At 52.2% G+C, this 11,842-nt stretch carries 14 protein-coding genes and 3 pseudogenes; 6 read left to right on the forward strand and 11 right to left on the reverse strand.

Going from position 1 to position 11,842, the window contains the following annotated elements; genetic code table 11:
• Window positions 1-150 precede the first annotated feature (150 nt).
• The 5 genes and pseudogenes from KRAC_RS67405 to KRAC_RS41135 form a co-directional block, all read right to left on the reverse strand.
• A pseudogene (locus KRAC_RS67405) lies at window positions 151-877 on the reverse strand (IS6 family transposase).
• 48 nt (window positions 878-925) lie between these two features.
• Window positions 926-1,363, reverse strand: a complete 438-nt coding sequence (locus tag KRAC_RS41120) for a hypothetical protein (protein WP_007917579.1) — start codon at window positions 1,361-1,363, stop codon at window positions 926-928.
• 168 nt (window positions 1,364-1,531) lie between these two features.
• Window positions 1,532-2,107, reverse strand: a complete 576-nt coding sequence (locus KRAC_RS41125) for a hypothetical protein (protein ID WP_007917580.1) — start codon at window positions 2,105-2,107, stop codon at window positions 1,532-1,534.
• A 189-nt stretch (window positions 2,108-2,296) separates the two neighbouring features.
• Window positions 2,297-2,773, reverse strand: coding sequence for a hypothetical protein (locus KRAC_RS41130; RefSeq protein WP_007917582.1), 477 nt, complete (start codon window positions 2,771-2,773; stop codon window positions 2,297-2,299).
• Window positions 2,774-2,954: 181 nt separating this feature from the next.
• The gene (locus tag KRAC_RS41135) at window positions 2,955-3,563 is read right to left on the reverse strand and encodes a site-specific integrase (protein WP_007917584.1); all 609 of its coding nucleotides are present in this window, start codon (window positions 3,561-3,563) and stop codon (window positions 2,955-2,957) included.
• Between the two features lie 81 nt (window positions 3,564-3,644).
• On the opposite strand from KRAC_RS41135, the gene KRAC_RS41140 reads away from it, so the two are divergent.
• The 4 genes and pseudogenes from KRAC_RS41140 to KRAC_RS76995 all read left to right on the forward strand — a co-directional run bounded on the left by KRAC_RS41140 (window position 3,645) and on the right by KRAC_RS76995 (window position 7,128).
• A complete protein-coding gene (locus KRAC_RS41140) occupies window positions 3,645-4,781 on the forward strand; it encodes a transposase (protein ID WP_007909372.1) in 1,137 nt (378 codons plus the stop codon).
• 1 nt (window position 4,782) lies between these two features.
• Entirely contained in the window at window positions 4,783-5,148 is a 366-nt protein-coding gene (locus KRAC_RS41145; protein ID WP_040445840.1) for a hypothetical protein, read from the forward strand.
• Between the two features lie 35 nt (window positions 5,149-5,183).
• Window positions 5,184-6,002 (forward strand): IS6 family transposase, encoded by an 819-nt coding sequence (locus KRAC_RS41150; RefSeq protein ID WP_007917587.1) that lies wholly within the window; start codon window positions 5,184-5,186, stop codon window positions 6,000-6,002.
• Window positions 6,003-6,084: 82 nt separating this feature from the next.
• Window positions 6,085-7,128, forward strand: a pseudogene (locus tag KRAC_RS76995) (ISAs1 family transposase).
• A 77-nt stretch (window positions 7,129-7,205) separates the two neighbouring features.
• On the opposite strand, the gene KRAC_RS41160 reads toward KRAC_RS76995, so the two are convergent.
• Window positions 7,206-7,847 (reverse strand): cell division FtsX domain-containing protein, encoded by a 642-nt coding sequence (locus tag KRAC_RS41160; RefSeq protein ID WP_007917588.1) that lies wholly within the window; start codon window positions 7,845-7,847, stop codon window positions 7,206-7,208.
• Window positions 7,848-8,061: 214 nt separating this feature from the next.
• On the opposite strand from KRAC_RS41160, the pseudogene KRAC_RS77000 reads away from it, so the two are divergent.
• Window positions 8,062-8,172, forward strand: a pseudogene (locus tag KRAC_RS77000) (IS6 family transposase); the annotation flags it as partial.
• A 61-nt stretch (window positions 8,173-8,233) separates the two neighbouring features.
• Here the strand turns inward: KRAC_RS77000 and KRAC_RS41165 are convergent.
• Window positions 8,234-8,809, reverse strand: a complete 576-nt coding sequence (locus tag KRAC_RS41165) for a TetR/AcrR family transcriptional regulator (protein ID WP_007917592.1) — start codon at window positions 8,807-8,809, stop codon at window positions 8,234-8,236.
• Between the two features lie 147 nt (window positions 8,810-8,956).
• On the opposite strand from KRAC_RS41165, the gene KRAC_RS41170 reads away from it, so the two are divergent.
• Window positions 8,957-9,355, forward strand: coding sequence for a VOC family protein (locus KRAC_RS41170; RefSeq protein WP_007917593.1), 399 nt, complete (start codon window positions 8,957-8,959; stop codon window positions 9,353-9,355).
• A 58-nt stretch (window positions 9,356-9,413) separates the two neighbouring features.
• Here the strand turns inward: KRAC_RS41170 and KRAC_RS41175 are convergent, their stop codons facing one another.
• The 4 genes from KRAC_RS41175 to KRAC_RS41190 form a co-directional block, all read right to left on the reverse strand.
• Window positions 9,414-10,268, reverse strand: coding sequence for an IS630 family transposase (locus tag KRAC_RS41175; protein WP_157507649.1), 855 nt, complete (start codon window positions 10,266-10,268; stop codon window positions 9,414-9,416).
• Window positions 10,195-10,506 (reverse strand): helix-turn-helix domain-containing protein, encoded by a 312-nt coding sequence (locus KRAC_RS41180; protein WP_040445843.1) that lies wholly within the window; start codon window positions 10,504-10,506, stop codon window positions 10,195-10,197. The genes KRAC_RS41175 and KRAC_RS41180 overlap by 74 nt, the downstream gene beginning before the upstream one ends.
• 713 nt (window positions 10,507-11,219) lie before the next feature.
• The gene (locus tag KRAC_RS41185) at window positions 11,220-11,516 is read right to left on the reverse strand and encodes a Dabb family protein (RefSeq protein ID WP_007917596.1); all 297 of its coding nucleotides are present in this window, start codon (window positions 11,514-11,516) and stop codon (window positions 11,220-11,222) included.
• Between the two features lie 11 nt (window positions 11,517-11,527).
• Window positions 11,528-11,791 (reverse strand): hypothetical protein, encoded by a 264-nt coding sequence (locus tag KRAC_RS41190; protein ID WP_007917597.1) that lies wholly within the window; start codon window positions 11,789-11,791, stop codon window positions 11,528-11,530.
• Between the last annotated feature and the right edge of the window lie 51 nt (window positions 11,792-11,842).

Here is an 11,842-nt window from a genome sequence, read left to right on the forward strand (position 1 = left end):
TGATCGAAACGGACAATCCCACTGGTGACATTTTTCTCATAACAGACAATCTGAGGGTATTGTCAACTTGCTTGTAGGAATGCAGTGTATTATTGAGCTATAAAGGAGAAAAAGACGGCAAGGCAGTGAAATACTGGGGAAGATAGATCGTTATGCAATCTGCTTGACTCCAGCCACCTCATTCCATTGCTGGAAGCGGTCCTGGAAAATGGTACGGTATTCTCCGGCACGCAAACGGTGCCGTCGCGGTTGAAAATGCCCAGCAATGGGGCGCGATCAGCGGAGAGAAAGCGTTGGGCCTGTCTGGTTGATTTGAAGCGCCTCATCTTCCTTTCGCGCAGTCGGGTGGGTTGGTGTGAGTTTTCTGCTCGATTGTTCAAGCGTTTGTGCTGACGATGCTCCACACCAGGCAGGATCTCGCGTTTCGCCGCCCCGTAACTTCTGAGCTTATCAGTGATAATGACACAAGGGACGTATTGGAGTCCTTTCAGCAGTTTACGAAAGAAGCGTTTCGCCGCTTTTTTGTTGCGTCGGCTTTGGACAAGAATATCGAGCACATTGCCGTCCTGATCCACTGCTCGGCAGAGGGAGTGCTTCTTGCCACGAATGGTGAGAAGCATCTCATCCATATACCACTTGTCGCCACAACGGGGGCGACGACGACGCAACTCGTTGGCATACGTTTGACCAAATTTGAGGCACCATTGTCGCACGGTTTCATTGGTGACGACAATCCCACGTTGCGCCAGAAGCTCTTCCACATCACGAAAACTGAGCGAAAAGCAAAATAGAGCCAGACGCCATGACTGATAATTTCAGGTGGAAAGCGAAAACCTTTGTAAAGGGAAGCAGGTGGAGCAGGTATTGATGTATTCATGAAATTCAGTATGCCAGCTTTTCAGCAAGTTGACAATACCAGTGGGTGTTATGCTGTGCGTTTCAGTCGAAGCTCAAGTTTCCGCCTGAATTCGGCGGCTGCTTCACGCTTATTGATGTATATGCGGTCGCCACAGTAGATGTTGCGGCGTCGGAATGCATCGGGGGTTGTCTCGCGCAGACGCTCTAATACCTGGGGCTTTGTTGAGGTAGTATCAAACCAGGGTTCGGGTAACAGTGCATATGCGGGGTTGCTCGTCCAGTCAGGGCAAGCTATGTCATATTTTTGACAGAGATATTCGACCGATGCCGCGCAAAAGACGGCCCAACGGTGTTGCTCTCCCGTCGAGCTGGCAGGCTCCTGTACCGGATCACACACGAGGTCGGCGCGGCGCTCTGGCTGGTCGAAAAAATCATTGCTGAAATCTCCCAGCGCAACCCACGGGTCTTCGTGCTCCTCACTTATTCGCTTGTATGCCTCCTGCATAGTTTGCAGTGCGGCCTCTCCCCAAACTCTCATAACCTGGATACTTTCGTTATGTTGTTACGATATGTGTCTACCACTTACAAGTATACCATGACCACACAGCAGAAAAAAGAGGGCCGGTTCTGGTCCGGCTCCTCAAGGAATCATTGCGAATGAGGCAGGTATTGCCTACTGCTCGAAAATTTCATCAAGGCTGGCGTCGGGCGGGTACTCCTTCTGCCACTCTTGGGGAACAAATTGGTCAAGAATAGCCTGGGCCTCCTCACGCGTTTTTATGCCAAGTTGGGCGCAAAGTGCCTCAACGTCTGCCAGATCCTTACGTCGATAGGACATAATTTTCAAGGCGAGAACACAGGCTTTTGAGGGCAAGTAGGTGGAGAGCATGTTAAACGTCTTCCAGTGCCGCGCCTGTGGATCGGGCGCGAAACCACGCACAAAGAGCGCGGCATCATCATTGAACCAGTGCTGCTTGATCTTCATTTTGCGTGCAACGGCTCGCACTGCCATTTGAAGCAGCTTTGTTTCTCTCGTTGCCGCTGCCGTATCGGTCGTATCAGCCATGTCCATAAGTACAACATCAACATCCTGGGTGGCGCGTCTGTTTCCAACCTGCGTGACCATATAGACGCCTCCCACGAGCAACACGCGTACCGGCTCGGTAAAACCGCGCCGGGCTAATTCGTCTCCTAACTCTTGCAACAGGGCCTCAATCCGTTGTACATCTAATTGCTGCTGACCTTCCATGTCAATGACATCCTTTCCTGGCAAGGCTAAACGTTGGTATATTCCTTCCTATATATAAGGAACGCTTTTATATAAGCAAGGAGTCTGCCCATGAGAGAATCTGCGCATCTCAAATGAGAATCAGAACAATACACCTGCTCACGGTTCTCATTCTTGAGGCGCAGGCAATCGCTTAGCGTCAAACCCTGATTACGCATTCTCGGAAGTGTGTTCAAAGGAGATACCTCCCCTTTTCTCAAGGGACAATGTCTGTGATTCTTGAAGCAAAGGTGATCTGCGAAAGTATTGAGTGTACCCAGTTGCAAAAAATTGAATGGTTCCCTCATTCCCATCGAGGGTCCAGAGCCATTCTGACATTCCATTCGGTGTTTGCCGTTTATCTGAACGCTTGATGCCTTGCAAGGTAAGTTGTGTCGCATGCGACCAGTCATAATCACATTTGACGTCAGACACATTATGAAAAATGAGCGTAGCGGGAGCAACCCAAAACGAAAAATGGGTTTCGGGAGGAGTGGGATTAATCCATTGAAGAAGATAGTCAATATCAAAACCGATATCCCATTCATTCAAAACAAAGGCCATCGCATGTATGGTACTATCATGCCAACCCATGTGCTCAAAATCGTCTTGAGTCCAGATTCGTTTTTCTAATGAGTAAGATTCCATCTTAGCTTCTTTGTCGCTCTCTCTTTTAAGAGAAAAAGCTTTCCTCAATGAGTCAGAAAGCCAATCTCTCTATCGTTTGATTTTGCCTCAAAGGTACCATTTCGTAATTTCTTTGTCTAGATGCGCAGGATGGATTGTGGCGTGAAACCCTGATAAGGAACGCTTTCATATAAGGAACGCTTTAGAATTTTTCGACATACCCCGAGGCGATCTCCTCGGTGGGGATCGTATAGACTCGAATGTAGGCCTCCGACTGGTGGCCCAGCCGACGCTGCAACTCAAACTTATCCTTGCCCGTTTCTTCGGCCAGGCGGAAGCCGAAGGTGTGGCGTAACATATGGGGATGCAGCCCTCCGATGTTGCTCTCTCCCTCTTGCTCGGCGTCGTGCAGTTCGCCGATCTTCGTGACGAGTTTGTTGATTGAGCGTACCGTGAGGCGCCCGTTGGCATCGCCTTCATCAACGGCGCTCCCCACATGGTCGTCCTTCTTGGCATACTGGATGCTGCCCGCGCGCAAGAAGAGCGCCCGCGGCTGGTCCAGGCCTTCGGCATCAGCGCTGCGCTCCATCTCCGGGTAGTCCGCCAGGGCCGCGCGCGCATCCGCGGAGAGAAAGAGGTTGCGCAGGGTCTGGTTCTTGCCCCGGACATTGATGAGCTGGACCTTGCGCGCTTTGCGCAGCGCGGCTGGCGTGACCGGGGCGCGATCTCCCCTCGTCGGATCGGCCGCCCCGATCACCACCTGGTCCAGGTTCAGATTGACCAACTCCTCGCGCCTCTCTCCCTGACACATTTTAGCTAGAGAGGAAGCGAGCAGAAAAAGAGACCGTCCAAAGAGAAGAAAGCAAAAATCATTCTCGGAGGAACGGCCTCAATGGATGCATCCGCTGTATTATGGGAACGATGGAGCGCTCAAGTCAAGGAGTTGTTTCCAAAGATCCATGGGCATCAAAAGAAAACGCTTGCCTTGTTTGTCATCGGCATCGTGTTCACAGGAAATGCTGTGCTGCAACGAGTGGCCGAAGGTATCAGTTTGCATGGTATCGATCCAGCGAAGATGACCAGCATCGAACGGAGGCTTGCCCGTTTTCTCGCCAATGATCGGGTCGTGGTCACGAACGTCTGGGACGATTTTTTATCGCAGGTATTGGTATTCTGGCGCGGGAAGTCGCTGCGGTTCGTGCTGGATTGCACGCCATTTCGCGACGATGCAACCATCGTCTATCTGGGGCTGCTCGTGCATTCACGGGTCTTGCCCGTCGCATGGGCAGTGATGCCAGCTCAAGAGAAATGGGAAGAGAAACAATGGAGCATTGTGGCACGGCTGCTGGATCGCACCATCCTGCATCTGACCGGGACGGATTGCACCTTGCTCGCGGATCGAGGCTTGGCAGGTTTCCCATTGGTCAAGCTCTGTCGCGATCGCAAGTGGCACTATCTGTTACGTGTCTCGAAAGAACATACCTGTCAGCGCAAGATGGGCGACGCTTGGAGTTCCTGGTCCCGTTTTGATGCATTTGTGCACAAAAGGGGACAGCAATGGTATGGATGGGCAAAAGTCTGGAAAGAGGACACGATCGAAACCTACGTGAGTGCCTGTTGGATGCCCGATTGCGAGGAAGGCTGGATCCTGATTTCCGACCTGAAAGCCGGCAAACGGCGTGTGAACGAGTATGCATTACGCATGCGTGTTGAGTCAACCTTTCAGGACAGCAAACGTCGCGGCTGGACATTGGAAGCCAGTTTGGTCAAGGAAGAAGCTCGCCTCAATCGTTTGCTGCTGGCGCTTTTTCTGGCGATGTGGTGGGTCAGTCATTTGGCTGCCTCGTGCATGCATCATGGCAAACGAGATCGTTTTGATCGTACTGATCGGCGTGACAAAGGCATCTTTCGTCTCGGACGCCTCTGGCTGTTGGATATTCTGCGTCGAACAAGCAACCCAGCTGACCTGGTTCACTGCCTCCCTTTCCGCAAACATGCTTCTGGATGGCGCTTTTCGCTACGTTTTTAAAATGTGTCAGGGAGAGAGACTCCTCGCGCCGGACCCCACAGGCCAGAAAGACCTCGATGATGGCCCGATCGCGGTAGGGACGACTGTGCTTATGCAGCAGGGGTTCGGCTTGCTGCTTGCGCTGGCGCTGGCCATGCCGCCGCCCTTTGCGACGCATGAGCGCCGGCAGGCGTTCGAGGACCTACTTGAGCGAGATGACCTGGGCCTCCGAGAGCGTATGGGGGATGAGCGCGGGCAAGGGCAGATCCTTGACGCTGGCGCACGGATTGCCCAGTACGAAGAGATCCGGGCGTTGCTTGCTCACCCAGGGGTTCTGTCAGAACTCAAACTCCATCTTGGCAGAAAGGCCAGATTTCTGATATGCTGATCCTATCAAGAATATGGAACGAGGAATAGTGATGAATGAACTGTCCCCATTGTGCGGCCGCTACCACCAAAAAGCGCGCCAAGAAAACCAAACTTGGATATGCAACCTTTTTCTGCCCTCAGTGCCGATCAACGTTTAATGAACGAACTGGTACCCTCTTCAACTATCTTGAAGTCCCCACTGACATCGTCCTACTCGCAGTTTTGTGGCGACTGCGCTATAAATTGAGCCTGCGGGATGTGGCTGAGATGTTTTTAGAACGGGGGGTTGTCTTCACGCATGAGACGGTTCGAGACTGGGAAGAGCGTTTTGCTCCCTTGATCGTGGACCAATTGCGGACAAAGCGCTTCGGCCAAGCAGGAAAATCCTGGTATGTTGATGAAACGTACCTCAAAGTGCATGGGAAATGGTGCTACCTCTATCGAGCTATCGACCACGATGGCAATCTGGTGGATTCCATGTTGAGCGAGAAGAGGAATATGGAGGCAGCCCAGCGATTTTTCACGCAGGCAGTTGCTGTGGTCGGCCATGCTCCCGATCAAGTCACGACCGATGGGCATCGTTCTTATCCGCGAGCTATACGCGAGACAATAGGGAATCACGTCCAGCATCGAACGAACAAATATCTCAATAACCGGTTAGAGCAAGATCACCGCTCTATCAAGCAGCGCTATTACCCCATGCGTGGCTTTGGAAACGTTGCGTCAGTAGCTCACTTTTGTCGTGCATTTGATGAGATTCGTCAGTTCTTCCGCGTTCGGACCACTGTGAAGCAAAAGGTTTCCTTGGCTCAACAACGCGAGGCTTTCCGCCAGCGATTGGGCATGTTGAATACGTTCGCTCTGGTGGTGTAGTGAGAAAAACATGCGGAAGAGCAGGGCCTGCGCACTTTCTTCACTCTTGTGTTCTCAGTTCTGACAGAACCTCATCATCGCCATCTGTGGAGTTATCTGTGGAGCTGAAGGATGGGTAGAAATCGAAGAATTTGGCAAAGCGAAGGAAGCATGGCTCAAAGAGCTGTTGGACTTACCTCACGGGATTCCTTCTCATGATACCTTTGGGCGAGTGTTTGCCAGAATCGATCCCAAGCAATTTGAAGCGTGTTTTTTCCAGTGGGTGCAAGGCCTGAGCGAAACACTCAGCGGAGTGATCGCCATCGATGGAAAGATGCTGCGCCGCTCTCATGATCAAGCTGCCGGAAAAAAGGCGCTGCATATGCTGAGTGCCTGGGCAACAGAGCAACGCCTGGTCTTGGCCCAGTTGGCTACTTCAGAGAAATCGAATGAAATGACGGTCATTCCGGTGTTGCTACAGCAACTCGCGTTGTCGGGTTGAGTGGTGACCATTAATGCGATGGGAACGCAGACCAAAATTGCCAGGCAGATCATCGAGCAAGAAGGTAACTATGTGCTGGCATTCAAGAAAAATCAAGGCACGCTGTATGAAGACGTCAAAGAGACGTTTGCTCTGACCCAGGCAGAGGAATTTGCCCACGTGCAGCATCAGTTCTACCATACGGTGAACAAGGGACATGGCCGTCTGGAGATCCGACGATATTGGACTATTTCTGACCCAGAATATCTCGCCTACCTTGATCCCAAAGGGCGGTGGAAAGGGTTCCAAAGCATCGGGATGGTGCAGGCAGAACGCCGCTTGGGGAAGCAGATGACCCAGGAAACGAGGTACTATCTGCTCAGCTTCTCAGATGCCAAGACCTTTGCTCACGCAGTAAGAGGCCACTGGGGAATTGAGAACAGCGTGCATTGGGTCCTCGATGTCGCTTTTCGCGAAGATGAGTTGCGTGTTCGTCTCGGACATGCGACCGAGAATCTGGTTGTACTGCGTCATATTGCCCTCAATCTGTTGAGGCAAGAGGCATCCACGCGCATTGGCGTCAAAGCCAAACGGCTCAAAGCAGCTCGGAGCACCGATTATCTTCAGCGCATCTTGACTCCGCCCAATGAGATGTGGTTGTCTTGACCGCACTGCCAGGACAACCACATCTACAGGAGGCCTTTGAATGAGTTGGCAGGATCGAATCGAGTAGGTCCCACCCTCTACCGTGGCTCCTGAGACTCACACCAAAGTTTCCCCGCGAACCGTGCCACAGCATTGCCAATCTCGACGGCTGGTCTGGAGAAGTGGTTGACTTCACAGACCTTCACGCCGCCGATATCCATTCTCCATTCGGGTCTCCATTCGGATGGAAACATTTCTTTTTTGGGGTCTGCTACCCCAGGTCGTGTCCATACCGCCAGCCATAGTTCGTCCGGGGCAAATGGCGAAGGTGGGCGAATGATACGTATCTCTTCTATCTGCGGCCACTGGATCTGGTATTGATGTTCTCGCCCTAGTGACGCCGTCAGCCCTGAAGCGTCGATCTGAAGTCGCAGAGGCTTCATGAACTTCTTCATCTTTATTACGAAGGATACAACGATGCATAGAATCAATACCGCTACCCCCACCCAGCACACAAGAGCGAAGAGAATTAAGATGAGGTTTGGGAGAGTGAAAGGTTGGCCCAGGAGAAATAAGATACCGATGGGTTTGCCCAGTAAGCCAAGGAAGATAGATATGGCTAGTAAGGCAAGCATGCCGCCCACGAAGAGCCCAGGTATCACCCATCGTTTGCGCGAGGTTGTGAAAACAACCCGTTCCATATTTGGTAGTGTAGGGTCGATAACAGGTTGATCGCTCATTCTATCCTCTCTAGGCGGGAATAACCTTGCAGGAGATTTCCCTATCTACCCGGTTCTTTGGAGGTAGGATACCATGAATAAGAGGGTCATGCAACTTTTATGGAGAAAGGCCAAGGCAATGGAAGCGTCAGAACTCAGAAAAGAAGAGGGCCTGGCATTGAGATCGCTGGTAGGGTATGCTTATAGGAAACACCCATCTGATGAGGAGTGATCCATGAACTGCCCACACTGCGCTTCACCTACTACCAAGGAACAGACGAAGAAAACGACACTCGGCTATTCAACATTCTCCTGCATGGTATGTCAGCGCGTCTATGACCTGCGCTGTCGTTTCTAGCGTCTCTTACAGTGTAGTAGAGGTAGGTTTTGGTCGCCAACCTGGTCTTTCATAGCTGACTGATTACATTTTGGACAACGGCTTTCACGAATGTATCGTCAAGAGGCTCGCGAGAGAACCAACGACGATAGAAGAGAGGGCCGAGAAGGGCTGCGATCATGGTTGACGGATCGGTGCTTATCGGTATTTCGCCATTGCGCGCGGCGCGGGTGATAATCTCTTGTAATGGCGCAGCATGTCCCCTTTGAATGATGCTGTGAATCTGGGCCATGTCAGGGTCGCGCTCGGCAGCATCGATGATCGATGGCACGATCGAAGACCATCTTGCTGTACGCAAAAGTGTGGCCATGCTCGTGAGGAAAACCGTTATATCACCTTCGAAACTGCCAGTATCGGGCACGTCCTGTTTGGTGCTTATCTGGGAACAGGCATCTATCACCAGATCTGCTCGTGTTGCCCAGTGACGATAGATGGTGGTCTTCGCAACCCCGGAGCGGCGAGAAACTTCTTCGATGCTGACGCCACCCAACCCGCTTTCGGTCAAAAGCTCAGAAGTCGTCCTCAGGACACGCTCCTTTGAGCGCTGAACACGATCATCGATGGGGGAATGAGTGCTACTGTTCATTGGTTTCCTTTCCTCCTCTGAACGAACGACGTCTCTCTTCACCACGTCTTGACATTCTCTTTGCTCATATGCTACGCTACAGTAGCGTAGCGCTACAGTAGCGTAGCACAACCCACTCAAAAATGCAATCACGAAAGGAACTCTCTTATGAACTTCGTCTCGATCCGAGTCATTACCGACGACGTGAAACGCCTGGTTCACTTCTATGAACAGGTGACGGGTCTGTCAGCAAAATGGTCCACGGACGATTTTGCCGAACTGGTTTCGCCTTCGAGTATTCTGGCGATCGCGAGCACGCGAACGATGGAGCTGTTCGGGGCAAATGCCGCTCACCCAGCCGATAACCATACCGTGATCATCGAGTTTCGGGTGAATGATGTGGACCAAGAATATGAAAAGCTGAAGACCATCATCAGCGAATTTGTGAAAGAGCCGACGACCATGCCATGGGGGAATCGCTCCTTGCTGTTTCGCGACCCCGACGGCAACCTGATCAATTTTTTCACCCCAACCAGCACAGACGCCATCCAGAAATATGAACGCTAAGTACAGACTATTATGAGTGTGTTCCGAGTTTGTGTTCGAGTTTCTCAATGGTATAAGACTATTTGATCGGCCTGGCCGTCTGGTTATAGTAGGCAATAAAGTCCGAGGTGGCCTGCTCCAAGGCGCCAGTGCTGAGAAAATGCTTGGGTTGCAAGAGTGTGCGTTGCAAAATGCTAAACCAAATCTCAATCTGATCGAGCCAGGAGGCATTGACAGGCAACCAAGCAACCTGAATGCTGAGCTGACCGTTCAAGGCTCTCTCTTGCTCTTCCAACCAGCGAGCCAATTGCTTGGGCGCGTGAGTGGGCCCATTGTCCAAAATCAAGATCACGCGTTGAACCTTTCTCCGCTGCGCTTCGAGAATGATCGCTTCCTCCAGGAAGGACCGAAAGTCTACAAAGCGCTTGCGAGTCAGGCATTTTCCATAGACGTGTCCATCGGCCACCGAGAGGCCAGCGAACAAGTGTCGTGCTCCACGACGATGGTAGCGAGCTTCGTGCAGCACGGGCTTGTCGGCACAAGCAGGACGAGGAGGCTGCTCTCCTTGGCGGGCTTGAATGGAGGTTTTCTCATCCACGCACACCAGCCAGGTTCCTTCTCGCAGCAAGCTGGGTGCTTGCGCATACCATTGCAACACCGGACGAGCGCGTTCCAGGAACGTCTCTGGGTTCTGGATGTGTTGCCAGGCATGATAGCGCCAGGGACGGATACGTTCGGCAGAGAGCCAGCGAGCGATGGTGCTGGCCGAAACGGCGGGCAACTGAGGCGAAGTCGCCACTAGGCGCGCCAATGCGCTTCGACTCCAGCGAGCCAGCGGAACCTGATGCTGCTGCGGCAAGCTACATGCCACGGCGGTCGCTTGCGCGCGCGTTTCCGGGGGGAAAACGCCTCGGCGCTCCTGGACGGGGCGCATCGTCGAGTGAGTGAGTGGTGTTCCACCGTTGCCGCCACTTGCGCACCAATCGATCGCTGGTCTGGGCGGCCTGGGCGATCTGCTGGTTACTCCACTCTGGACGCTCATGGGCCAACAAGACAATTCGGGCGCGGGTTGCCAGGCTTTGCCCGGTGGTGTGAGCTCGAACCAGCCGGCGCAGGTTTTCTTGCTCTTCATTGCTCAATGCAATCGGATGGCTTGGTTTGGGACCTCTCATGGTTTCCTCCTCCCAAGCCCAATCTACCTCACTTTTTTGCTGTCGTCAATCTCGGAATGAATTTGTGATCGGCTGTACTAAGAATCGCCCACTTGCACCTGACCATGGTGGGGGCTACGTTATCGGGCGCATTGTGCATCCCAAAGGGCCAATGCATTGACGGCGTACTCCCCTATCTTGGCGAACAGCTCGTGCACCAGCGGGTGCCACCAACGCCCGTAAGGATCTAATTACTTTTTACGCTCTTATGCGTTTATATAGATGTATTTGACTTTGGTTGCAGGACAGTCGCTGCGAGGGCACCACGCGCAGCGGCCGTCCTGTTTTACTTTTTGGTGGCCTCATACGTCTTATAGGTTAAGTGTATTGTGTTTGTATGCAGAGAGACCGCTGCGCCTGGCATTAGGCGCAGCGGTCTCTCTGCGTTCATTTTGGGACATATGTTCGTCTATAGAGATGAGTGTTCTTCCTGTATGTACGGAGCGGGAAAGCCGTACATGTAGACCTGGTTGTGGCATAGATACAAAGAAGCGCCGGTAGTGTTGCAAAAAATTAAAGCTCAGCAAATCGAGGGTCTATATGAGCATAGGCCATGAGGAAAAGATGCAGAACATTCACCTTTTTCTCTGCGACAATGTTTCTTGTGCTGTAATTACTCACTCTATTTTTTCAGCTCAAAATTTTTTGCAACACTACCTACTTTTGTTCAATGTCTATGATTGAAGATCGAAGTCGATAATGCTCTCGCTGATCGCTACCAATCCCGCACCGGCTTCCTGGTGCGTTGGGTTCTCTGCGTACACCTTGAGCGCTGACTCGTTCTCAAAGTGCATCACGAAGCCATGGGTGTAGCCACAATAGGCCTGACTAGTGTTAAGATTCGCGCCCAGCGTCACATCGGAGATCTCTGGGATCACATTGCGAAGATCTTCGATGCGCTTCAAGGCTGCACTGGCCTGCTCTTCTGTCGTTCTTGGCTTGAGTTTCAGTAGTACAACGTGCGTGATCATCGTCATCCTCCTTAATTGCTGAATCGCTGTTGTGCATCATGCACATATTCCTGAATCGCACGCCCTTGCGCATTACCAGGCTTCGTTGCCTGGATGGCCGAGGCCAACTTCGATAAACGTGGTAGCACCTGGAGCTGTCGTGTCTCCACTGCCTTGTCAACGGCCTGCATGGCATACTGCTCCGCCTGGTCCATGTCGCCAAGCGTCGTGTAGATCTTTGAAGCATCACAGAATGCGCTGGCGCGCCGATTGTCCGAGAGATCACTCATGTGCATAGGTAGTGTTGCAAAAAATTAAAAATCAGCAAATCAAGAGTGTATATGAAC

It is taken from the genome of Ktedonobacter racemifer DSM 44963 (assembly GCF_000178855.1).
Taxonomy (GTDB): Bacteria; Chloroflexota; Ktedonobacteria; order Ktedonobacterales; family Ktedonobacteraceae; genus Ktedonobacter; species Ktedonobacter racemifer.